Raw genomic sequence first — 23,524 nt, 5'->3', positions numbered from 1 at the left:
CCCTCGAGAGACAGGCCCGCCGATGACGCTGCCCCCACGTCCCGGAAGACGGAAGAGAAGGGCCGCGCTGGTCACGGCCGCGCTTGCCGCCGTCCTCGTCGGGGTCACCTGGCCCGCCTCCTACGCGGTGACGGCCGCGCAGGACGCGCCGGCCGAGACCGCCGAGGAGAACCGGGACGCGGACGCGCAGCCGCCGACGCTGGCACCGGCCGACGGCGCGTTCCTGGAGGGCACCGTCACCGTCGCGTCCGAGCCGGTCACGGCCGACGACGACGTCACCAGCCTCGCCATCGACGGCACGCCGGTCCAGGGCACGCCGACGGTCGGCGTGTCGACGCTGAGCTTCGACGTCGGCAGCAACTCGACCGAGGCCCGCTACCGCAACTACGTGCTGATCAACGGCGACCACCGGATCGACCTCGGCGACGCCGTCAACCAGCGGGTCAGCCTGGACATCCCGAACGAGCACCTCGTGCCCGGCCAGAACACCGTCGAGGTGTTCGCCGGCACCATCAGCACCGACTGCGGCATCAACCACGACGACTTCGTGCTCTCGGAGTTCACCCTCGACCTGCTCGGCGGGGCCGCCGACGGCGACGCCAACGAGTTCACCTACGCCTTCGGCGACGGCTCCTGCGGGACGAACACCTCGCTGCTGCTCGAGGCCGAGCTGACCTTCGTGATCGACGGCGACCCGCAGGGCACCACCGGGCTGACCGCCGAGGTCGACACGACGACGCTGGCCAACGGCCCGCACGAGATCGTCGCCCGGACCGCGTCCGGCGCCGCCACCACGCACGCCGTCACGGTGAACAACGCCGCGACCGGCGCCCCGCACGTCCAGCCCGCCGACGGCACCCTCGCCGCCGGCACCCAGCCGGTGATCGCGTCGTTCCCCGCCGGCACGCCCGGCGCGGTGCCGTCGCTCACCGTCGACGGCGCCGAGCCGGTCACGAAGCCGACCCTGGGCGCGGGGGTGTCGACGTTCAGTTTCGACGTCGGCACGAACTCCCTCGACGTCAGGTACCACAACCACCTGCTGGTCAACGGCAAGCGGCTGGACCTCGGCGGCGACTACGTGAGCCGGCGGGTCGACTTCCCGATCCCGAACCAGTACCTGGTGCCGGGCGACAACGTCATCACCGTCGTCACCGGCGGCCGGCAGGAGGCCTGCGGCGTCAACCGCGACGACTTCGGCATCGCGAACCTGGCGCTGACCGTCGCCGACGGCACCGCGGCGGGGCAGGACATCGCGCCGTCCTACGCGATGGGCGACGGGAGCTGCGGCACCAGCACGACGGCGCTGCGCGAGGTCGAGCTGCACTACGTGATCGACGCGCCGGCCGCGCACGTCCGCCCGACCCTCGGCTCGGGCCTGGCGGTCTTCGCGTTCGACATCGCCACCAATTCGATGGAGACGCGCTACCGCAACCACCTGCTGGTCAACGGCATGCGGCTCGACCTGGGCGGCGACTACGTCAGCGAGCGCGTGGAGATCACCGTCCCGAACGAGTGGCTGGTGCCCGGCTGGAACACCATCGACCTCGTCACCGGCACGTTCCCGACCGGCTGTGGCAACAACCGCGACGACTTCGTCGTCTCGAACGTCACGCTCACCCCGGCGGAGGGGACGGCGACGACGCAGCTCCCGCAGCCCAGCTACGGGATGGGCGACGGCGACTGCGGCTCCACCGTGAACCCGCTGCGCGAGGTCGACCTGCACTTCCTCGTCGACGCGCCGGCCCGCGGCATCCGCGCCGACCTCGACACCGCGGCGCTGCCCGACGGCGAGCACACCATCGCCGCGTCGTCCACCACCGGCGAGGTCGCGACCCGGCTGCTGGTCACCGACAACACCGCGCCCGAGGTGACGGCGAGCACGCCGGCCGCCGGCGAGACGATCACATCGGCGGTCGTGCTGGACGTCCAGCTCGACGACGACTCCGGTGTGCTGTCCGGCCCTGAGGTCGCGCTCGACGGCACCGAGGTCGCGCTCGGCGCCCCGATCGGCCCCGGCCTCACGCCCGGCGAGCACACGCTGTCCGTGACCGGCACCGACGTCATGGGCAACACCGCCGTCCGCGAGATCGTCTTCGCCAGCGCCGGCATCCCGGACGTCCCGGCCGAGCTGGCCCCGGCCTCCGGCGCCACCGACGTCGGCGAGGCCGTGACGCTGTCGGCCCGGGTGGCCACGCCCGGCGGCGGCGACGTGACGACGTCGTTCGCGCAGGCCGAGGTGGCCACCGCGAACAGCGCCTGGCAGGGCAGCACGGCCACCATGCCGACGACCCTGCGGGTGCCGGGGGAGCGGCCGGCCCAGACGAACGCCCTCGCGCCGCTGGACGGGCGCACGCTCGCCGCGCCGACCAGCCGCGACATCACCTTCCAGCGGTTCGACATCCGGGTGCGCAAGAACGTCGACGCACCGTTCGTGCGCTGGGAGGGCGTCGCCGACCCGGAGCGGCTGGTGACGCTGCACGCCTGGAACACCGAGACCCAGGCGTGGGACGCGCTCGCGACCGCCCGCGGCGCCGTCGAGGCCAACACCGAGCTGTCCGCGACCGTCGAGGCCAAGTACGTCGACCGCAACCGGGTGAACGTCCTCGTCACCGCTCAGGACCCGTTCGCCGACGACATCGAGCCGGGCGACCCGAACGGCTTCGCCGACCCGGACACGTACGACTTCTCCATCGTCCACTTCACCGACACCCAGTACATCTCCGAGGGTGCGGTGGAGCAGGAGACCCCGGAGGAGCGGGCCGTCTGGGCGTCGGCCTACCAGGGCATCGTCGACTGGGTCGTCGACAACGCCGACGAGCGGAAGATCGCCTACGCCGCGCACACCGGCGACATCGTCGAGAACAACACCCGGCCGCCGCTGGACGAGCCGATGCGCCAGCAGGTCATCGGCGAGTTCGAGTTCTCGTCCGAGCAGCAGGGCGTGCTCGACGGCGCCGGCATCCCGAACGGCGTCATCGCCGGCAACCACGACAACCAGTCCGGCCGCGAGACCGGCCCGGAGGCGCTGTACAACCAGTACTACGGGCCGGACCGGTACGCCGCCGCCGACGACCAGTGGGAGCACGCGGAGTACGGCGGCCCGTGGCGCGAGGGCGACAACCAGAACCACTACGACCTGTTCTCGGCCGGTGGCCTGGACTTCGTCGTCGTCGGCCTCTCCTACGGCGTCGACCGGGAGGAGGCCGAGTGGGCGAACTCGATCTTCGAGCGGTTCCCGGACCGCAACGGCATCCTGCTCTCGCACGACTACCTGGTGCCGTCGACCAGCCCGGACGGCCGCGGCGCCGGCTTCTCCGGCCCGGACGGCGCGATGCTGTTCCGCCGCGTCGTCGAGCCCAACCCGAACGTGTTCCTGGTGCTGGCCGGCCACGAGCACGGCGTCGGGACGAACATCAAGCCGCAGGTCGGCGGCGAGATCAGCCGCGGCGTGGTGGAACTGCTGGCGGACTACCAGTTCTACACGGTGTCCGCCGACCGGCTCGGGCTGACCGAGATCGGCGGCTACGAGCCGGACGACCAGCTGCAGTTCGGCGCCAGCTTCTTCCGGCTGCTGCAGTTCGACGTCGACCGGTCCGAGCTGATCGTCGACACGTACTCGCCGCTGCTGGCGGACTTCGGCGCGACCGAGTTCGACACCAACGGCCGGTACAACGGCACCGAGGACAACATGGTGCTGCCGGTCGACCTGCAGACCCGCACGACCACGTTCCAGACCGACGCGATCGCGCTCTACACGCCGGCCGAGCCGCTGGGTGAGGTCACGGTGCCGTCCGGCGAGATCGCCTCGGTCGAGTGGGCAGGGCTGCGCCCGGCCACGACCTACGCGTGGATCGTCACCGCGCACAGCGCCGGCGGCGGCGTCACCGCGTCCGAGCCGGCCGTCTTCACGACGACCGACGCTCGCGGCCGGCCGCAGGCGTGGGGGCCGAGCGCGCCGCTGTACCCGTACTTCGCGCCGTTCGAACCGGAGGAGACGCCAGCCGAATAGTCCTGCTCCGACGGGGTCGCCCGCGGCTCGCGCTTGCGGCCGCAGGCGACCCCGTCACCGTCGTTCACCCGCCGTTCGTGCTGGTAGTGGGGCCGCACGTGCTACTCTCCCAATAGCTGTGATCGTTGTTCCATCGAACGTTGCGGGATGCGCCGCTGCCCGGTCGTCGGGTGTTTCAGCGTTGACGTAGTTGTCCCCTCACGCACGGTCGGATTCGCGCGGGTCCACCATCTCGACCCGTCGTCGCGACCGGGCTCGCAGCCGCGGTCGTCGCGGATCGCGCCCTGTTCGAGCCCGGCACACACCGACCCCCATGGGTGGTACACACGTTGATCTCCTTCATCTGGTCTCCGGGAAACCCGCTGCCGGCCGGCACCGGCGGCTCGGAGAACTACACCGTCGGCCAGGTCCGAGAACTCAACCGGCGCGGCGTCCCCGCGCAGGTCGTCACGGTCGGCCTCGGCACCGCCGACGGCCGCGACGACTTCACCGACATCCCGTTCCTGTCGCTGCCGACGCTGGCCGGCGTCGGTGAGCTCGACGGCACCGTCGTCTTCGTCAACGAGCCGCACCCGGTGCCGACCCGGACGCCGTCGTTCCTGATCCTGCACAACCCGCCGCCGATCCGGGAGCGGGAGTGGGCCTTCGCCGCCGACGGCACCAGGGACCGCACCATGATCGCCACCAGCCGTTACTCGGCCGAGCTGTGGGCCCGCTTCCTCGACGTCGACGTCGCGACCATCAGCGTCGTGTACCCGTTCGCCGAGCCGTGCTTCGCCGCACAGCCGCGGCCCGTCAACATCAGCGGGTCGACCCGGGTGCTGTACGCCGGCCGGCTGAGCCCTGAGAAGGGCATCTACACCCTGATGTCGACCCTGCACATCGACATCATCGACCAGGACCTCGACCTCGTCTTCATGGCGACGACCGCCGGCGCCGACAAGCCGCAGGGCAAGATCATCGGGCGCCTGCTCGACGCGCACCCGCGCATCTCCGTCGTCCCCACCCGCAAGTCTCCGGCCAGGATGGCGGCGCTGATGGCCGACCACGACATCGTCGTGATGCCGTCCAACAGCCAGTACTGGCACGAGACCTTCGGCATCGTGTCGATCGAGGCCCAGCACGCCGGCTGCCGGGTCATCGCCTCCGACGACGGCGGCCTGCCCGAGACCGACTGCGGCGGCGTGACCCTGGTCAAGCCGGACGACGCCGAGGCGCTGGCCTGGGGCATCCGGGCGGCCGTCGCGGCCGGGCCACTCTCTGACACCACACGCCGCGATGCCGGGACGAGGTTCACCGTCGGACAGTCGGTGGACACGCTCCTGAGCGTCCTGGCTCAGCCGCGGCCGATCCCGCCGGCGACCATCGTCCGGCAACTCGAAGACCTGATCGCCGCACCGTCCGCGGAACCGCCGCGACCGCGGGCCGTGCTGACCGACGAGCGGGATGACATCCGCACCGCGGGGTAAAACCATGACAGCGGCGCCGGCCTCAAGGAGACCCACATGACCACCATCTCGCCGAGCGCGACCGCCGATCCCGCGAGCGACGCCGCGCCGAAGCGCGTGCGGCACGTGAGCACCTACACCGAACTGGCACAGCAGGTGAAGGAGGCAGGGCTGCTCCGCCGCGCCTACACCTACTACTGGTCCAGGATCCTCGGCGCCGTCGCCGTCTTCGCCGGCATCTGGGTCGCGTTCGCCTTCCTCGGCGACTCCTGGTTCCAGCTGCTCCTCGCCGCCGGGCTGGGGGTCGTGCTCACCCAGATCAGCTTCCTGGGCCACGACAGCGCGCACCGGCAGATCTTCCGGTCGCACCACTGGAACGACTGGACGTCGCGGGTGCTGTCGGGGCTGTTCGCCGGGCTCAGCCACGGTTGGTGGGTGAGCAAGCACAGCCGCCACCACGCCAACCCGAACAAGGAGGGCTCCGACCCCGACATCGGGCCCAGTGCGTTCGCCTTCACCCCGGCCATCGCGCAGGCCCGGCGCGGGCTGGCGGCCAAGCTCACCCGGTGGCAGGGGTACTTCCTCCCGTTCGTCCCGTTCATCGGCGTCGCCCTGCACATCGCGAGCATCCAGCGACTCGTCGGCAAGCAGCCGCTCAAGCACCGCTGGACGGAGATCGCGTTCATCGCCGCCCGGCTCGGCGGCTACATCACCGTGCTGCTGCTCGTCCTGCCGCCGGGCAAGGCGGCCGCCTTCTTCGCCGTGCAGATGCTGGTGTTCGGGCTGCTGCTCGGCAGCGCCTTCGCGACCAACCACGTCGGCATGCCGATCGTGCCGCCGGACATGAAGATCGACTTCCTGCGCCGCCAGGTGCTGATGTCGCGCAACATCAGCGGCGGCAGGTTCACCACCTTCGCCATGGGCGGGCTCAACTACCAGATCGAGCACCACCTCTTCCCGAACATGCCGCGGCCGAACCTGCGCCGGGCGCGCGACCTCGTCCGGGCCCACTGCGTCAAGCACGACGTCCACTACACCGAGACGACGTTCTTCGGCGCCTTCCGCGCGATCAGCCGCTACCTCAACGACGTCGGCCGCATGCCCGACCCGTTCGGTTGCCCGCTCGCCACCCAGCTGCGCTGAGAGCGCGCGGCCGGCCTCAGTCGATGACCGCGTACGCCTCGACCTCGACGAGCACGTCCGGCTCGAACAGGTAGTCGACGCCGATGGCGGACAGTGGCGGCAGCGGCCGCGGCAGCCCGATCTCGTCGGCGACCTTCTCGATGCCGGCCGTGAACGCGTCGTACGTCTCCGCGTTCCAGCCGACGATGAAGAACCGCAGCCGGACGACGTCGGCGAAGGTCGCGCCGGCGCCGGCCAGGCCGCGGGCGGTGTTGCGCAGCGCCTGCGCGAGCTGCCCGGCGAAGTCGCCGGTCGCGACGGGGCTGCCGTCGCCGTCGCGGGCGATCTGGCCGGCGACGTGCACCTGGCGGCTGCCGGTGCCGACGGACACGTGGTGGTACGGGACCGGCTGGAACATGCCGTCCGGGGTGAGCACCTGTACGGTCATGGGGAGTTCCTTTCGCGTGGTCAGAACGGGTATCTGATGTCTACCTGGTGTCCGGAGGGAACTTCAACGAGACTAGGTGTCATGACGGAAACCCCGCAGGTCACCGGGCGGCACCGCGAGCTGCTCGACCAGGTCCTCGACAAGTGGTCGCTACACGTGCTGGACCGGTTGTGCGAGGGGCCGCTGCGCTTCAACGGGCTGCGCCGCGCGATCCCCGTCGTCACGCAGAAGTCGCTCACGGCCGCGCTGCGCCGGCTCGAGCGCAACGGCATGGTCGAGCGGGTCGTCGTCAGCACCCGGCCGGTCGCCGTCGAGTACCGCATCACGCCGCTCGGCAAGACCCTCCAGGACCTCATCGACGCGCTGCTGCTCTGGACCGCCGACAACCTCCCCGACGTCGAGCGCGCCCGCGCCCGCTTCGACGACGCGTCAGCGGTAGCCGGCGGCGAGTGACGTCAGCACCGTCAGCATCGCGGTCGCCGCGGGCGTGCGCACGGCCGGCGGCAGGACGGCGGCGAGGACGCGCCGCCGCGGCAGGGTGGGCGACGTCGGGCGCAGGGCGACGTCCGGGCGGACCGCCGAGGCGGCCAGCGTCGACATGATCGTGACGCCCATGCCGGCCGCGACCAGCGCCTGCTTGCCCGTCCAGTCGTCGCAGGTGAAGCCGATGCGGGGCGGGCCGCCCAGCGTCTTCTCGAGGACGTCGAGCGGGCCGAGGCAGTCGGGGTGGCTGCCCTCGATCCAGGTCTCGCCACGCAGCTCGCGCAGCGGGACGGTCGTGCGGCCGGCCAGACGGTGCGTGGACGGCAACGCGATGCGGTGGTCCTCGTCGAGCAGCGGCACGAGGTCGACGTCGTCGCCGGCCTCGTCCCAGGACGTGAGCAGCGCGACGTCGACGGCGCCGGTGCGCAGCTCGCCCGGCCCGGCCTGGACCAGGCCCACCTCGACGCCGGGGTAGAGCTCGCTGAACCGGCGGATCGCCGCGGGCACGAACTCGGTGTTGGCGCTGGGGAAGGCGGACAGCCGGACGTGCCCGCTGCGCAGCTGCGCGAACGCGCCGAGTCGCGCCTCCAGCCCGGCCAGCCGGCCGAGGATCGCGCGCGCCTCGTCGATGGCCAGGACCCCGGCCGCGGTCGGGACGACACCACGCGGCAGCCGGCGGAACAGCCGGACCCCGGCCCGGCGCTCGAGCGAGGCGATCTGCCGCGAGACGGCCGGCTGCGTCATCGTCAGCGCCTCGGCCGCGGCGGAGAACGAGCCCCGCTCGGCGACCTCGGCCAGCACCCGCAGCGACCACGTGTCGAGCATGCGTCGAGCGTATACCTGGTCTGTCCGACCTGCAGTGGTGCTCATGGCGGATCCGCCGCACGGTGGAGCCATGGACTTCATCGACACCCACCTGCCACCCGCACCGGCCCGGATCCTCGACGCCGGCTGCGGCGACGGCGCCCTGGCCGACCGCCTGCGCGAGCGCGGCTACGACGTCACCGCCATCGACATCGACCCGGAGCGGGCCCGGCCCGGCGTCCGCACCGCCGACATCTGCGACTTCCGCGACGACCCGTACGACGCGGTGGTCTTCGCGCTGTCGCTGCATCACGTCGACGACCTCGGCCGGGCGCTGGACTCGGCCGCCGCGCTGCTGCGCGAGGGCGGCCGGCTGCTCATCGACGAGTTCGCGCACGAGCGGGCCGGCACCGCCATCGCCGACCTCTTCTACGACCAGCCCGGCTCGCTGTCGCGCTGGCGCGACGAGCACCGCGACCTGCACACCGGCGCGGCCATGGTCGACGCCGTCGCCGGCCGGTTCACCATCGCGTCGCTGGCGAGCGTCCCGTACCTGTACCGCTACCTCGAGGACGAGACGCTGCGCGACACCGAGTCGGTGCTCGGCCTGCAGCTCGTCGGCCTGCAGCCGGCCGACGTCCCGGCGGGGTGGCGGCCGTGATCGTCGACGTCGACGTCGACGTCGGCCGCGTGCAGCGGCGCACGATGGCGCTGCTGCTGGCCAGCCAGGTGCTCGGCAGCATCGCGGTGACGGTGACGTTCGCCGTCAGCGGGATCCTCGCGGCGGAGATGTCCGGCTCCACCGGCGCCGCGGGCCTCACCCAGGCCACCCTGACGGTTGGCGCGGGCGTGTCGTCGTACCTGCTGGCCGCCTGGATGAACCGGCGCGGCCGCCGCTGGCCGGGCCGTTCCTGTTCGACCTCTCGTGCGCGGCGATCGCCGGGCTGCTCGTCTTCGCCCTCCTGCGCCCGGACCCCCTCCTCGTCGCGCGCGACACCGGCCGCGTCCCGCCGCCGGACATCACCGGTGCCCAGGGCGCCGGGAGGTCGCGGTTCGCCGCCGTCGCACCGGCCGTAGCCGGCCTCGTCCTCGCGCACGCCACGATGGTCGCCGTCATGGTGATGACGCCGGTGCAGATGCACCACGAGGGCGGGTCGCACACGGCGATCGGCGCGGCCATCTCGGTGCACTTCCTCGGCATGTACGCGTTCGCGCCGCTGTCCGGGCTGCTGGCCGACCGCGTCGGGGTGCGCCCCGCGCTGGTCGCCGGTGGCACCATCCTGCTGATCTCGTCGGCGGTCGCGGCCGGCTTCGCCGGATCGGCGGCCTACACGCACGGGCTGGGGCTGTTCCTGCTGGGCCTGGGCTGGTCGGTCTGCACGGTGGCGGCGTCGGCGCACATCGCGGCCAGCTCGGCGGGCGACACGCGCATCCAGGGCGCCGCCGACACCGCGATGACGCTGGTCTCGGCCGGCGCGGCGCTCGCCGCCGGGCCGATCATGCTGGTCTGGGGCTTCGTCGGACTGCTCGTCCTGGCCACCGTCCTCTCCGCCGGCGTCCTCGTCGCCTCCACCCGGGTCGGTCCGCTCAGAAGGCCCGCGGGGTGGGCTTGCGGACGATGATCGGTGGCTCGTAGCTTGGCGCAGGGGGGTGAGCCATGCTGTTCGGGCGCGAGGCGGAGCTGGGCCTGATGGCCGCCTTCGCCCGCGGCGCACCGGAGTTCGGGCCGGTGCTGCTGTTCAGCGGCGAGCCCGGGGCCGGCAAGACCGCCCTGCTCGACGCCGGCGCCGAGCAGGCCGAGCGGGCCGGACGGCGCGTGCTGCGGGCCACCGCGCTGGAGTACGAGGCCGACCTCACCTACGGCGCGCTCAACCTGGTGCTGCACCCCCTGCTCGACCAGCTGCCGGCGCTGGACGAGGCGCACCGCCACGCCGTCGCCGTCATCTGCGGGCTCGAGCCGGGGCCGCCGCCGGCCCAGCTGCTGGCCGGCGCCGCGGCCCTGGCGCTGCTGACGCGGGTCGCGGCCGACCGGCCGCTCATGCTGGTCGTCGACGACGCGCCATGGCTGGACCTCGCCAGCGCGATGGCGCTCGCGTACGTCGCCCGCCGGCTCCGCGACGCCGCCGTCCGGCTGCTGGTCGCGGCGCGGTCGGAGCTGGAGAACGTGTTCGTCCGCAGCGGGTTCGACGCGCACGTCCTGCCGCCGCTGTCGGAGCGGAGCGCCGACGCCCTGCTGGCCGACCGGTTCCCGGCCCTCCCGGCGAACGTGCGGCGGCGCATCCGCGCCGAGGCGCTGGGCAACCCGCTCGCGCTGCTCGACCTCCCGGCGGCGCTGGACGCCGACCCGCGGCCGCTCACCGACACGCTGCCGCTGACCGAGCGGCTGACCGCCCTCTACGCCCGGCGGCTGCGCGACCTGCCCGGCGGCACCCGGGAGCTGCTGCTGTTCGTGGTGCTCGCCGGCGCGGAGAACAGCATGACGCTGGAGCAGTGCACCCGGATGCCCACCGGCCAGGACGACCTCGCCCCGGCCGAACGGGCCGGCATCGTCCGGCTCAACCCGCGGTCGGGCCGGCTGGAGTTCCGCCACCCGCTGCTCCGGTCGGCCGTGGTCGAGCTGTCGGCCAGCGAGGAGCGGCGGCACGCCCACGCCCTGCTCGCGGAGGCGTTCCGGCTGGACCCGCAGCGGCGCGCGTGGCACCTCGGGCAGTCCGCTTCGGGGCCGGACGAGGACGTCGCCCGGCTGCTCGAGGCCGTCTCCGGCGACCTGCTGCACGCCGGGAACAGCACGCGCGCCACCGCTGCGATGCTCCGCGCGGCGGAGCTGAGCCCGGCCCGCGCCGACCGCGCCCGTCGGGTGGCCCGCGCCGCCTATCTCGGGTCGCACGTGACCGGCCAGCTACAGGCCGGCCCGCGGCTGCTGGTCGACGCCCAGCCCGAGCCGGACGGCGCGCCGTCACTGGCCGCGGTGACGGCGGCGGCCTACCAGCTGCTCAACGGCGAGGGCGACGCGTCGAGCGCACAGCGGCTGCTGGTCGCGGCGCTCGACGCACTGCCCGGCCCGCTCGACGCCGCCGACGACCCGACCGTCGAGGCACTGCACACCCTGGTGGCCGTCGGGTTCTACGCCGGCCGGGCCGAGTTCTGGGCCGACACCCACCGGCAGTTCGCCCGCGTCCTCCCGGAGCTGCCGGAGCTCCTCGCGCTGCTCGACGTCGCCTTCGGTGACCCCGCGCGCGGCGACGTCTCCGTCGTCGGCCGCCTCGACGCCGCCCTCGACGGGCTCCGGTTCAGCTCGGACCCGGTGCGGATCACCCGGGTCGCCACCGCGGCCGCCCACCTCGACCGGGTGGGCCGCGCCCGCGAGCCGCTGTGGCGGGTCATCGACGACGGCCGCCGCGGCGGCGCGGTCGCGAAGGAGATCGAGTCGCTGTTCCTGATCGGGCTCGACGCCTGGGTCCGAGGCCGGTGGGACGAGCTCGAGCAGGTCGTGGACGACGGCCTGCGGCTCTGCGACGAGCTCGGGTACGCGCTGACGGCGGCGCCCGGGCGGTATCTGCGCGCGATGGCCGACGCCGCCCGGGGCCGCGAGGCGGTCGCCGACGAAGCGGCCGAGCAGCTGCTGCTGTGGGCGGCGCCGCGCCGGCTCTACACGCTGGCCGCGTACGCCTCGCACGTGCGCTGCCTGCTGCAGCTCCCGCACGGCCGGTTCGAGTCGGCGTACCGGCACGCGGCCTCGGTCAGCCCGGCCGGCACCCTGCAGCCGTTCCTGCCGCACGCCGTCTGGCTGGTGTTCGACCTGGTCGAGGCCGCGACGCGGTCGGGCCGGACGGCGGTGGCCGCCGCGCACGTCCGCGCCGCCGAGGAGGCCGGGCTGGGCCTGCTCTCGGATCGCCTCGGCCTGCTGGTCGGCGCCGCCGGTGCGCTCACCGACCCCGCGGACTGGCGCGACCGCTTCGACCTCGTGCTGGCCGCGTCCGGCGCTGAGCGCTGGCCGTTCGACCGCGCCCGGGTCCAGCTCGTGTACGGCGAGCAGCTGCGCCGCGCGCACGCGCCGGCCGATGCCCGGGCCCAGCTGGCCGCCGCCGTCGACGCCTTCCGCGACCTGCGCGCCGCGCCGTGGGCCGGCCGGGCGGTGCGCGAGCTGCGCGCCGCGGGCGGCATCGACCCGGGCGGAGACGAGCTGACGCCGCAGGAGGCCACCGTCGCGCGGCTCGCGGCGACCGGGCTCACGAACAAGGAGATCGCGGCCCAGCTCTACCTCTCGCCGCGGACCGTGTCGACGCACCTGTCGCGGGTGTTCCCGAAGCTCGGCATCGGCTCGCGTGGCGCGCTGCGCGACGCCCTGGAACGCCGGCGCCACTGAGCTACGTCATCTGACGGATTCCGGCGGCCGGCGCGCTGCCTAGGTTCGATCGTGTCCACACCGATCGAAGGAGTCACCATGAGTCCCACCATCGTCCTCGTCCACGGCGGGTTCGTCGACGGGTCCGGCTGGCGCGCCGTCTACGACGAGCTGCGCGCCGACGGCTTCGACGTCCGCGTCGTGCAGAACCCCACGAAGTCCCTCGCCGACGACGCCGCGACCACGCGCGACGTGCTCGACAGCATCGACGGTCCGGTCGTGCTCGTCGGCCACTCCTACGGCGGCGCGGTCATCACCGAGGCCGGCACGCACGACGCGGTGGCCGCACTGGTGTACATCACGGCGTTCGTGCCCGACCAGGGGGAGTCGGTGAACTCGCTGCTCGCGACCTTCCCGGCCGACGGCCCGCAGCCGCCGATCATGCCGCCGGTCAACGGCTACCTGTTCCTCGACCGGGCCGAGTTCCACGCCGCGTTCGCCGGTGACCTCTCCGCCGAGGACGCGGCCTTCCTGGCCGACTCGCAGGTGCCGTGGGGCGTCGACGCACTGGGCGGCGCCGTCACCGAGGCGGCCTGGCGGCTGAAGCCGAGCTGGTACCTGCACGTCAGCGAGGACCGGATGATCCCGCCGGCCGCCCAGGCGTCGATGGCCGAGCGCACCGGCGCGACCATCGTCGAGACGCCGGGCAGCCACGCCGTCTACGTCTCGCGGCCGACGGTCGTGGCCGACCTCATCCGCGCCGCGGCGGCGAAGGCCGGCTGAGTGCCCTCTTGACATTTTGGTCAGTGACCAAGTTTACTCGAACGAAGAGAACTTGGTCACTGACCAAAACAAGGAGGTCACCATGTCCAGCAAGACCTGGCTCATCACCGGAGCGTCCAAGGGCTTCGGCCGCGAGTGGACCGAGGCCGCGCTCGAGCGCGGCGACCGGGTGGCGGCACTGAGCCGCTCCGCCGGTGCGTTCGACGACCTGGCCGCGAAGTACGGCGACGCCGTGCTGCCGCTCCAGGCCGACGTCACCGATCGGGCCGCCGTCGCCACGGCCGTACAGCGGGCCGTGTCGCACTTCGGCGGGCTCGACGTCGTGGTCAACAACGCCGGGTACGGCCTGTTCGGCACGGTCGAGGAGGTGACCGAGCAGCAGGCCCGCGACCAGCTCGACGTCAACCTGCTGGGGCCGCTGTGGGTCACCCAGGCCGCGCTGCCGCACCTGCGCGCCCGGGGGAGCGGCCACCTGATCCAGGTGTCGTCGATCGCCGGCGTGTACTCGCTGCCCGGCCTGGGGCTTTACCACGCCTCCAAGTTCGGGCTGGAGGGCTTCACCGCCAGCCTCGCCGCCGAGGTGAAGGCGTTCGGCGTCAAGGTCACGCTGGTCGAGCCGGCCGGCTACGCCACCGACTGGGCCGGCCCGTCGGCGGTGCACGCCGAGCGGTCCGCCGTCTACGACGACGTCCGGGCCGCGATGGCCCGGCCGGCCGGGAAGCGCGGCGACCCGGGCGCCACCCGTACGGCCATCCTGCGGGTCGTCGACGCCGAGGAGCCGCCGCTGCGGATCTTCTTCGGGCCGGCGCCGCTGCCGCTGATCAAGCAGGAGTACGCGGCCCGGATCGAGGAATGGGAGCGCTGGGACGACGTGTCGCGAGCGGCGTTCTGACCGGTCGCCGTGCGCTAGGGTCTGAACGCCATGCGCTGGACTCAGGACGACGTCGTTGCCGCCGCGTTCACGACGCTCGAGGCCGACGGGCTGGAGAAGCTGTCGCTGCGCGGGGTCGCTCGCACACTCGGCGCCCACCTCAACTCGGTCAGCTGGTACGTCAAGACCAAGCAGTCGCTGATCGACACCATGGCCGACGCCATCGTCGGCGCCGTCCGCACCGACGACCTACCGGCCGACCCCGTCGAGCGGGTGCGCACCCTCGCCGGCCGGTACCGCGCGTCGATGCTGGCGCACCGCGACGGCGGCCGGCTGGTGGCCGGCACCCACACCGGCACCGGCAAGACCCTGCACGTCGCCGACACCATCGTCGGTTCGCTGCTGGAGGCCGGCTACGCCGAGGCCGACGCCGCCCGGCTGTGCTGGGCGGTCGTCTACTTCACCATCGGGCTCACCCAGGAGGAGCAGACGCCGTCCGACCCGCCCGAGAGCAAGCTCGAGCGGCTGCTGGACGGCAGCTACCCGGCGCTGGCGCGGGTCGGCCCGGAGCTCATGGTCGCCGACTCCTTCGACGCCCGGTTCGAGTACGGCATCGCCCGGTTGCTACGGCTCTAGGGTGTGTCTCCCAAGTCGCCGCGCAGTAGGCCATGGACTTGGGAGACACACCCTAGCCGCGGCCAGGCGACGAGGTCACGGCTGCGGCGTGGTGACGAACTGCCTGAACAGCGCGTCGGCCCAGGGGGTGCCGCGGAGTCCGGCCTGGTCGGCGAGGCGGGTCGCCTCCGCGACGCAGGCGTCGGCGCTGTGGAGGTCGCCGCGGGCGCGGTGCGCGTGGGCGAGCTCGATCAGCGCCTCGCAGGTCCACTGGACGTTCCCGTAGTGAAGTCCGATGAGGTGCTGCAGTCCTGCGGCGGCGGTGTCCAGGCTGTGCTGCCCGGCCAGCCGGCGGGCTCGGGCGAGCAATAAGGTCGACCGGGCGATCCATTGGCTGGCGTGCATCTCCCGGGCCGCCGTGACGGCGCGTTCGGCGGCGGCGACCGCCTCGATCGGCCGCTCCGCCACGAGGTGGACCTCGATCTCGGCGGTCAGATCGTGGTACTCCGGGATCGAGCCCGGCTCCGGCACGTGCAGTGCGCGCGCCGCCGCCAGCGCCACCTGGGCCGCGGCGGCATCACCGCTGCGCGCGAGCAGATCGGCGAACGTGACCTGGCAGCGGCTGCGGAGCATGTCCGGCAGTGCGTCGGCAGCCGCCATGCACTGGCGCATGAGCTCGAGGGCGGCGGCGTAGTCGCCCAGCTTGCCGTGCAGGACGGAGAGGTTGTTCAGCAGAGCTGCCTCGCCGTACCGGTCGCCGAGGCGCCGCCAGATCACGATCGCCTGCGCGGCCGCCTCGTCGGCCTCCGCCAGCCGGCCCTGGTCGGACAGCCCCGAGGCGAGGTTGTGCCAGGCGGCGCCGACGTAACGGTCAGCGGCCGGCGGCAGCGGCGCGACGGTGATGAGGCGGAGCAGCTCCTCGGTATCGTGTCCGGCACCGCAGCACTCGTAGAGCAACTTGTCGAGGTTGACGGCCAGTGCGGCGGCCTCGAGCGCCTGGTTCTCGTCCGGGGAGGTCAGGGCGTCGCGGGCCAGGCCGGTGAGCAGCGCTATGCGGGGGTGCAGCCAGGCGTGGACGTCACTGTGTTCGGCGAAGATGACCCCGTCGGCGTCGATGGTGGCGACGATCGGGTGGTGTGGGCGGTCGCCGGGGCGGAGCCGGTCGTTCGCGTTGGCTGCGGACGCGATCGCTTGGCGCAGTGCCCGCCGGACAGCTGCGGCGTCGCGGTGCCCCGGGCGGTCGCGGAGGTAGCTGCCGATGAGGTCGTGCCAGCTGTAGCACCCGGGTACGGCTGGTTCGAGTAGGCGGATGTCGCTGAGGTGTTCGAGCAGGTCGCGGGCCTCGATGGGGTCGGTTTCCCAGAGGGCGGCGGCGGTTTCGATGTCGACGAGGTCGGCCGGGAGGGTGCCGAGGGTGTGGAAGCGGGTGGCGTCGGTGGGGTCGAGGGTGCTGGTGGTGGCGTCGAGGACGGCTTGGACGGAGTGGCCGTCCAGGCGTAGTTCGGCCAGCCGGCCGGGTCCGGTGAGCCGGTCGCGCAGGTGCGCGAGCGGCCAGGCCGGGCGGGTGGCGAGGCGGCCGCCGATGATGTGCAGCGCCAGCGGGGAGCCGGCGCAGGCGTGGATGATGGCGGCGGTGGCGTCGGGTTCGGCGGCCAGTCGGGCGGCGCCGGCCAGGGTGGCGAGTAGTTCGTGTGATTCGGCGGTGGTGATGGTGTCGAGGTCGAGGGTGAGGTTGGCCGGGACGGCGATGCGGCGGCGGCTGGTGACCAGCACGGCGCAGTCGCCGGCGCCGGGCAGCAGGTCGGTGATCTGGTCGGCGGAGTGGGCGTCGTCGATGACGATCAGCAGCCGCCGTCTGGCGCAGAGGGAGCGGAACAGGGCGGCGCGGTCGGCCAGTGAGGCGGGGATGTCCGCGCTCGTGGTGCCGAGGTCGCGCAGGAAGGTGCCGAGCAGGTCGCGGGCCGGCACGGCGGTGCCGCTGTTGCTGCCGGCGGTGTAGAGCTGCCCGTCGGGGAAGCGGGCGCGGGCCCGGTGGGCGGCCTCGATCACGGTGGTGGTCTTGCCGACGCCGGCGGGTCCGGACACGACGGCGACGCGGACCCGGTCGGCGGGGCGGTCCAGCAGCGCCGCCAGCTCGGCCAGTTCGCGGCGGCGGCCGACGAACGCGGGGGAGCCGGCCGGCAACTGGGCGGGCGGCTCGGCCACCGGTCCGGCTCCCGCCGTCGCCGGGGGTGTCGGGTCGAGCAGGTCCGGGTCGGCGGCGAGCATCCGCTGGTGCAGCTGGGTGGCCTCGGCGCCGGGGTCGATGCCCAGGCCGTCGCGCAGCACACCGACCAGGTCGGTGAACGTCGAGAGTGCCTCGCCTTGGCGGCCGGTGCGATACAGCGCCAGCATCAGGTGGCACCAGGTCCGTTCGCGCCACGGATGCTCCGCGGTGAGGCGGCGCAGCGACGCGATGAACGCCTCGTCGAGGTCGCCCAGGCGCAGCCGCAGCTCGTTGCGCCGTTCGGCGACGTTGAGGATCTCGTCGAGCAGCGCCGGCCGTTCGACCTCGGCGAGCTGGTCCACCCCCAGCCCGGACAGCGGAGCCCCGGTCCACAAATCGAGAGCCTGGCTCAACGCGTCGAGTTCCTCGCGTGGCGATCCGGTGTCGGTGTCGACGAGACGGCGGAACCGGTACAGGTCGACCCGGTCCGGGTCCAGCTGCAGCCGCAACCCGTCCCCATGGGCGACGACCGCGTCGCGCCCGATCACTTCCCGCAGCCGGGAGGCGTAGGTCTGGATCGCCCGGCGCGGGCTGGCCGGCAACTCGTCGGGCGACCACAACAACTCCGCGATCACGCCGTAGGACACCGGCACGTTCAACCGCAACGCGAGCGCGGCCAGCACCGCGGCCGGGCGGCGGGCCAACGCGACGCGCTCCGTGCCCTGGAGCACCTCGACCGGGCCGCCCAGCAGACGGACGAAAACCTCCGACTCGGGCACAGCCCCGAGACTACCGGCGGCGGTGTCAGTCGTCCTCGACAAAGACTTCTTCCCGCTTGCGGCGGATGGCGGGCAGCACGGCGACTACCAGGGCGCCGAGGGCGAGGGCCAGCAGCACCGCCGAGATCGGGCGGGTGACGAACACCGAGGGATCGCCGCGGGAGATGATCAGCGCGCGGCGCAGGTGCTCCTCCAGCAGCGGACCGAGCACGAACCCCAGCAGCAGCGGAGCCGGCTCGCAGCCGCACTTGATCAGGACGTACCCCAGCACCCCGAACACCGCGACCGCGTAGACGTCGAAGGCGTTGAAGTCCAGCGAGAAGGTGCCGATGGCGGCGAACACGACGATCGCCGGGAACAGCCACTGGTACGGGATCGCCAGCATCCGCACCCAGAGCCCGATCAGCGGCAGGTTCAGCATGACCAGCAGCAGGTTCCCGATCCACATCGACGCGATCAGGCCCCAGAACAGCGCCGGCTGCTCGTCGATGACGTTGGGCCCGGGCGTGATGCCCTGCACGATGAACGCGCCGATCATCAGCGCCATCACCGGATGCGCCGGCAGGCCCAGGGTCAGCAGCGGGATGAACGACGTCTGCGCCGCGGCGTTGTTCGCCGACTCCGGTGCCGCCACGCCCTCGATCGCGCCGCGGCCGAAGCGCTCCGGCGTCTTCGAGATCCGCTTCTCCACCGAGTACGACGCGAACGCGGCCAGCACGTGGCCGCCGCCCGGCAGCACGCCCAGCAGCGAGCCCAGTCCCGTCCCGCGCAGGACCGGCCCCACGATGCGGCGAAGGTCCTCGCGGCTGGGCCACAGGCCGCTGACGCGCCGGACCAGCGCCGTCCGCGTCTTCTCGTTCTCGAGGTTGCGCAGGATCTCCGCCACGCCGAAGACACCGACGGCGACGGAGACGAAGTCCAGGCCGCCGAAGAGCTCGCGTGCGCCCATCGTGAACCGCGGCGTCCCCGTGTAGATGTCCTGCCCGACGGTCCCGAGCAGCACGCCCAGCGTGATCATCGCCAGCGCCTTCAGCGTCGAGCCGCGGGCCAGCGCGATCGAGGCGATCAGGCCCAACACGACCAGTGAGAAGTACTCCGCCGACCCGAACTGCAGCGCCGCGCGCGCCAGCGGCGGCGCGAACACCGCCAGCACGACCGTCGCGACCGTGCCGGCGAAGAACGAACCCAGCGCGGCGGCAGCCAGGGCCGGGCCGGCTCGTCCCTGCCTGGCCATCTCGTGGCCGTCGATCGCGGTGACGGCGGCCGAGGACTCACCGGGCAGGTTGATGAGGATGGCCGTCGTCGAGCCGCCGTACTGCGCCCCGTAGTAGATGCCGGCCAGCATGATCAGCGCGGGCACCGGCTCCAGGCTGAACGTGATGGGCAGCAGCATCGCGATCGTCGCCGTCGGGCCGATGCCGGGCAGGACGCCGACCGCCGTCCCCAGCACGACGCCGAGCAGGCAGTACAGGACGTTCTCGAGCTGGAACGCGGTCTCGAGGCCGAGCGCGAGGTTGTCCAGCAGGTCCATGCACACCCCCTAGAACGTGAGCCAGGGCCCGAACAGGGGCAGGCGCAGCTGCAGGCCGACGACGAAGATGAGCGTGCTCAGCCCGGTGAGCCCGGCGGCGACCGCGACCGCCGTCAACGGCTTGATCCGGTAGCTGGCCAGCGCGGTGAGCAGCGCCGTCACGAAGACCGCGGGCAGGAACCCGGCCCGGCGCACGGTGAGGCCGAAGAACACCAGCGCGGCCACGATCATCACCACCGACCGCCACGGCACGGCACCCCACGAGATGTCCTCGCCGGCCAGCAGGCCCTTGGCGACGACGCCGAGCCCGAGCAGGGCGAGGATGCCGCCGACCACGAGCGGGAAGTAGCCGGGCCCCATGCGCAACGGCGTGCCCAGCTCGTAGTCGAGCGAGGCCACCACGAAGATCAGGCCGATGCCGGCGAAGATCGCGCCGGCCAGGATGTCCGGGCCGGATCGATGACGCTCCACCGCGTTCACCTCCAGGGCGACAGGGAAGTAGGACGGTGGGTGGCCCGCTCGCGGACCGGGCCGCCCACCTGCTCGGACGGGGTCAGGACTGCTCGACGCCGGCGTCGGCGATGACCTGCCCCCAGCTCTCGATCTGCTCCTCGAGCCGGGCCCGGTGCGCATCCGGCGTGGCGTCCGCCTCGGGCACCGGCGCGGTGCCGAGGTCGGCCAGCTGGTCGATGACACCCTGGTCGGCCAGCGCCACCTTCAGCGCGTCGGACAGCTGCGTGACGATCTCCTCCGGCGTCCCGGCCGGCACGTACAGGCCGTGCCAGACGCTGATCTCCAGCTCCGGCAGCCCGGCCTCCTCGGTCGTCGGCAGGTCGGGCAGGCTCGCGACCCGCTCCGGCGTCGTGACGGCATACGCCTTCACCTCGCCGGCCGCGATCTGGCCGGACGTGTTCGTGGTCTGGTCGCACATGAAGTCGACCTGCCCGCCGACGAGGTCGGTGAGCGCCGGGCCGGTGCCCTCGTACGGCACCTCCTGCACCGTCACGCCGATCGCGTCCTGGAACAGCAGCCCGCACAGGTGCGACGCCGCGCCGATGCCGGCGTTGGCCAGCGTGACGGAGTCGGCGTTGTCGGAGACGTGGTCGATGAGGTCCTCGAGCGTCTCCGGCTCGAAGTCGTTACGGGCGACGATCGTCATCGGGACGTCGGTGACCAGGCCGATCATCTCGAAGTCTTCGAGCGGGTCGAAACCGAGGTCCTGGTAGAGCGCGGGCGCGGTCGACATGCCGATGTGGTGCATCAGGACGGTGTAACCGTCGGACTCGGCGTTGGCGACCTCGCCGGCGCCGACGGTGCCGCCGGCGCCCTCGACGTTCTGGACGACGATCTGCACGCCCAGCTCCTCCGATATCGGCTCGGCGATCAACCGCGTGACGGTGTCCGTCGGCCCGCCCGCGCTGAACGGGACGACGAAGGTGATGCTCTGGTCCGGGTAGCCGGCGGCGTCGCCACCGCCACCGCCGTCGCCCGTGTCGCCGTCCTCCGCGCAGGCCGCCGCGAGCGACACGGCGGCGACGGCGGCGAACAGGCGCACCGCGGGCTTCCTGAGGGTCGTCATCGACCTGACCTCCTCGTCAGCGTCGGGGGTTGTGGGCGACCATTCTTGGCAAGAATGCGCTGGCGTTGTGTCAGAGAAATCTGAAGAAAATCCGGACCCGGATACAGCCGCCGGGAATCCGTAAGATGCACGGGTATGCGGATCACCGTCGTCGAAGATGACGACCGCGTGGCGCGGGGACTCGTCACCGTCCTGACCCAGGCCGGCTTCGACGTCCACCGGGTGGCCACGGCGGCCGATGCCGTGCGCGCCGAGCCCGCCGACGTCGTGCTCGTCGACCTCGGGCTGCCCGACGGCGACGGCCTGGACGTCATCCGGCAGCTGCGCGACCAGCCCGAGACCGCCGTCATCGCCGTCACGGCCCGGTCCGAGGAGCACGAGCGGGTCCGCGGCCTGCGCACCGGCGCCGACGACTACATCGTCAAGCCGTTCGGGGTGCCCGAGCTGCTGGCCCGCATCGACGCCGTCCTGCGCCGCACCCGGGCCGCCCGCGCGCAGACCCACCCGGACCAGCCGCTCGAGCTGGCCGGCATGCGCATCGACCCCGGCACCCGCGAGGTGACGGTGCACGACGCGCGCGTGGTGCTCACCCGCAAGGAGTTCGAGCTGCTCGTCCTGCTGGCCCGGCGGGCGCCGAACGTCGTCAGCCGCGACGTCATTCTCGACCAGATCTGGGGCGTGTCCTGGGAGGCGTCCACCCGCACCCTCGACACCCACATCGCCGCGCTGCGCGGGAAGCTCGGGCCCGGCGTGCCCATCCGCACCATCCGCGGCGTCGGCTACCGCCTGCTGGCCGAGCGCGTGGCCGACCAGCCGGAGCTGATCGGCTAACGCGTGCGCCACCGTCTCCTGGCCGTCCTCGTCCCGCTCGCGGTGCTCCTGGTCGGCGCGCTCGGCGTGCCGCTGGGCATCACCGTCGCCGAGCGCGAGCTGCAGGAGACCTACGTCGACCGCCTCAACGACGCCGGCCGGTTCGCGTCGCTGGCCGAGACCGCGCTGTCCGGCAGCCGCACCGAGGCGCTGGACCAGGAGCTGGAGCGCTACCACGAGCTCTACGGCATCGCCGGCGCCCTGATCGCCACCGACGGCGCCGTCATCCTCGGCGCCGAGGAGCAGTTCGCCGCGGCCCGCGGCGACAGCGACACCATCATCCAGGCGGCGCTGGCCGGCGCCCGGTCCGAGCCGTCGCGCGACATCTGGCCCTGGCAGGACTCCCGGCTGGTCGTGGCCGAGCCGGTCGGCCGCGACAGCGAGGTGGTGGGCGTCGTCGTCACGGTCTCCGACCTCGACCGCACCCGCGAGCGCATCGTCACCCGCTGGGCGCAGCTGGCCGGCATCGGGCTGCTGCCGCTACTCGCGCTGGTGGCGGTGGCCTGGCCGGTGTCGAGCTGGATCCTGCGGCCGGTGCGCGAGCTGGACACCGCGACGGCCGGCATCTCCCGCGGCGACCTCACCATCAGGGTCGACGCCGGCGGCGGCCCGGTCGAGCTGCGCCGGCTGGCCGGCTCGTTCAACACGATGATGGACGCCGTCGAGCACTCCGTCGAGCGGCAACGGGCCTTCGTCGCCGACGCGTCGCACCAGCTGCGCAACCCGCTGACCAGCCTGCGCCTGGTCGTCGAGAGCCTGCGTCCGCACCTGAGCGGCGACGGCGGCCGGCAGGCGCACGACGTCGCCGTCGACGAGCTGCGGGCCATGCACCGGATGCTCAACGCGCTGCTGGCCAGCGCCCGGATGGAGAGCATGCGCACCGCCGAGCCGGTCGACCTCGACACCCTGCTCGAGACCCGGGTCGACCGGTGGCGCGCGCTGACCTCCGTCGAGGGCCAGTCGCTGCGGGTGGACGTCACGCCCGGGCTGCTGCTGCTCGAGCCGCCGGGCGGGCTGGGCAGCATCCTCGACGAGCTGATCAGCAACGCGATGCGGCTCTCCGACGCGTCGGTGGTCGAGGTGGCGGCGCGCCCGGCCGGCCCGTCGGGGCTCGTCGAGGTCGTCGTCCGCGACGACGGGCGCGGCATCGACCCCGCCGACCGCGAGCAGGCGCTGCGCCGCTTCTGGCGCGCGCCCCGGCACCAGAACGTGCCCGGCACCGGCCTGGGGCTGGCGATCTGCGCGGAGCTGGTGGCCCGGGCCGGGGGAGAGCTGCGGCTCGACGACGGCCTCCCGCGCGGCGACGGCGGCAACGGCCTCGCCGCCGTGGTCGCCCTGCCCGTCGCCCCCGAACCACCAACGGCACACTGAATCAGGGCGAACGGCACGAATGGTCCGGGCTGTGCCCGGTTCCTCCCCGTCCCCCGGATGGTGGCGGTCGTCTTCGATATCGGGGGCCGTGGTCTGGGTGTGTCGAGGACGGTTTGTGCCATCGAGGACGACTGTCGCTATGGAGGACGACCGGGCGGGTCCTGGTCTGGTGTGACGTCGTGGTCTGCCGTGACGCGAAACGGCGGATTCGGGGCTGGTGGCGTGACTGGGGACCAGGACGTGCCGGCAGACCAGGACCC

The 23,524-nt window shown here is 73.0% G+C and carries 19 protein-coding genes; 13 read left to right on the top strand and 6 right to left on the bottom strand.

The annotated features are described in order from the left end of the window. Window positions 1–22 precede the first annotated feature (22 nt). The 3 genes from BLV05_RS22350 (at window position 23) to BLV05_RS22340 (ending at window position 6,600) form a co-directional block, all read left to right on the top strand. Window positions 23–4,009, top strand: coding sequence for a metallophosphoesterase (locus tag BLV05_RS22350; protein WP_152691113.1), 3,987 nt, complete (start codon window positions 23–25; stop codon window positions 4,007–4,009). A 329-nt stretch (window positions 4,010–4,338) separates the two neighbouring features. Further along, on the top strand, window positions 4,339–5,478 hold the full coding sequence (locus BLV05_RS22345) for a glycosyltransferase family 4 protein (protein WP_083421359.1): 1,140 nt from the start codon (window positions 4,339–4,341) through the stop codon (window positions 5,476–5,478). 36 nt (window positions 5,479–5,514) lie between these two features. After that, window positions 5,515–6,600, top strand: a complete 1,086-nt coding sequence (locus BLV05_RS22340; protein WP_046772716.1) for a fatty acid desaturase family protein — start codon at window positions 5,515–5,517, stop codon at window positions 6,598–6,600. A gap of 16 nt (window positions 6,601–6,616) precedes the next feature. Here the strand turns inward: BLV05_RS22340 and BLV05_RS22335 are convergent, their stop codons facing one another. Then, window positions 6,617–7,027, bottom strand: a complete 411-nt coding sequence (locus BLV05_RS22335; RefSeq protein ID WP_046772717.1) for a RidA family protein — start codon at window positions 7,025–7,027, stop codon at window positions 6,617–6,619. Between the two features lie 81 nt (window positions 7,028–7,108). Here BLV05_RS22335 and BLV05_RS22330 point away from each other — a divergent pair, with 81 nt between their 5' ends. Continuing rightward, complete coding sequence (locus tag BLV05_RS22330; RefSeq protein WP_046772718.1) at window positions 7,109–7,480, top strand: winged helix-turn-helix transcriptional regulator; 372 nt, start codon at window positions 7,109–7,111, stop codon at window positions 7,478–7,480. Here the strand turns inward: BLV05_RS22330 and BLV05_RS22325 are convergent. Beyond that, a complete protein-coding gene (locus tag BLV05_RS22325) occupies window positions 7,457–8,335 on the bottom strand; it encodes a LysR family transcriptional regulator (RefSeq protein ID WP_046772719.1) in 879 nt (292 codons plus the stop codon). The two genes, BLV05_RS22330 and BLV05_RS22325, sit on opposite strands and share 24 nt — an antisense overlap. A gap of 70 nt (window positions 8,336–8,405) precedes the next feature. Here BLV05_RS22325 and BLV05_RS22320 point away from each other — a divergent pair, with 70 nt between their 5' ends. The 7 genes from BLV05_RS22320 (at window position 8,406) to BLV05_RS22290 (ending at window position 14,949) form a co-directional block, all read left to right on the top strand. Beyond that, complete coding sequence (locus tag BLV05_RS22320; protein ID WP_052763159.1) at window positions 8,406–8,975, top strand: class I SAM-dependent methyltransferase; 570 nt, start codon at window positions 8,406–8,408, stop codon at window positions 8,973–8,975. Then, complete coding sequence (locus BLV05_RS22315; RefSeq protein WP_152691114.1) at window positions 8,972–9,391, top strand: hypothetical protein; 420 nt, start codon at window positions 8,972–8,974, stop codon at window positions 9,389–9,391. The genes BLV05_RS22320 and BLV05_RS22315 overlap by 4 nt, the downstream gene beginning before the upstream one ends. Before the next feature lie 38 nt (window positions 9,392–9,429). Further along, on the top strand, window positions 9,430–9,936 hold the full coding sequence (locus BLV05_RS22310) for an MFS transporter (RefSeq protein ID WP_152691115.1): 507 nt from the start codon (window positions 9,430–9,432) through the stop codon (window positions 9,934–9,936). 35 nt (window positions 9,937–9,971) lie between these two features. Further along, window positions 9,972–12,680, top strand: a complete 2,709-nt coding sequence (locus tag BLV05_RS22305; RefSeq protein ID WP_083421358.1) for a LuxR family transcriptional regulator — start codon at window positions 9,972–9,974, stop codon at window positions 12,678–12,680. A gap of 78 nt (window positions 12,681–12,758) precedes the next feature. After that, complete coding sequence (locus BLV05_RS22300) at window positions 12,759–13,442, top strand: alpha/beta fold hydrolase (protein ID WP_046772721.1); 684 nt, start codon at window positions 12,759–12,761, stop codon at window positions 13,440–13,442. Between the two features lie 82 nt (window positions 13,443–13,524). Next, window positions 13,525–14,334, top strand: a complete 810-nt coding sequence (locus BLV05_RS22295) for an SDR family NAD(P)-dependent oxidoreductase (protein WP_046772722.1) — start codon at window positions 13,525–13,527, stop codon at window positions 14,332–14,334. Window positions 14,335–14,364: 30 nt separating this feature from the next. Beyond that, on the top strand, window positions 14,365–14,949 hold the full coding sequence (locus tag BLV05_RS22290; protein ID WP_046772723.1) for a TetR/AcrR family transcriptional regulator C-terminal domain-containing protein: 585 nt from the start codon (window positions 14,365–14,367) through the stop codon (window positions 14,947–14,949). Between the two features lie 75 nt (window positions 14,950–15,024). Here the strand turns inward: BLV05_RS22290 and BLV05_RS38240 are convergent, their stop codons facing one another. The 4 genes from BLV05_RS38240 to BLV05_RS22270 form a co-directional block, all read right to left on the bottom strand. Beyond that, entirely contained in the window at window positions 15,025–17,913 is a 2,889-nt protein-coding gene (locus BLV05_RS38240) for an AfsR/SARP family transcriptional regulator (RefSeq protein WP_157524283.1), read from the bottom strand. A 25-nt stretch (window positions 17,914–17,938) separates the two neighbouring features. Then, entirely contained in the window at window positions 17,939–19,444 is a 1,506-nt protein-coding gene (locus BLV05_RS22280) for a tripartite tricarboxylate transporter permease (protein ID WP_046770504.1), read from the bottom strand. Window positions 19,445–19,453: 9 nt separating this feature from the next. Further along, window positions 19,454–19,915 (bottom strand): tripartite tricarboxylate transporter TctB family protein, encoded by a 462-nt coding sequence (locus BLV05_RS22275; RefSeq protein WP_052762754.1) that lies wholly within the window; start codon window positions 19,913–19,915, stop codon window positions 19,454–19,456. An 82-nt stretch (window positions 19,916–19,997) separates the two neighbouring features. Further along, window positions 19,998–21,023, bottom strand: coding sequence for a tripartite tricarboxylate transporter substrate-binding protein (locus BLV05_RS22270; RefSeq protein WP_046770503.1), 1,026 nt, complete (start codon window positions 21,021–21,023; stop codon window positions 19,998–20,000). 135 nt (window positions 21,024–21,158) lie between these two features. Between BLV05_RS22270 and BLV05_RS22265 the strand changes: the two genes are divergently transcribed. Together BLV05_RS22265 and BLV05_RS22260 are read left to right on the top strand one after the other, a co-directional pair. Continuing rightward, the gene (locus tag BLV05_RS22265; RefSeq protein WP_046770502.1) at window positions 21,159–21,854 is read left to right on the top strand and encodes a response regulator transcription factor; all 696 of its coding nucleotides are present in this window, start codon (window positions 21,159–21,161) and stop codon (window positions 21,852–21,854) included. Window positions 21,855–21,857: 3 nt separating this feature from the next. Beyond that, on the top strand, window positions 21,858–23,264 hold the full coding sequence (locus tag BLV05_RS22260) for a HAMP domain-containing sensor histidine kinase (RefSeq protein WP_046770501.1): 1,407 nt from the start codon (window positions 21,858–21,860) through the stop codon (window positions 23,262–23,264). The last annotated feature ends 260 nt before the right edge of the window (window positions 23,265–23,524 follow it).

It is taken from the genome of Jiangella alkaliphila, from assembly GCF_900105925.1.
GTDB classification, from domain to species: domain Bacteria; phylum Actinomycetota; class Actinomycetes; order Jiangellales; family Jiangellaceae; genus Jiangella; species Jiangella alkaliphila.
This window is presented reverse-complemented; position numbering and strand designations above follow the sequence as displayed.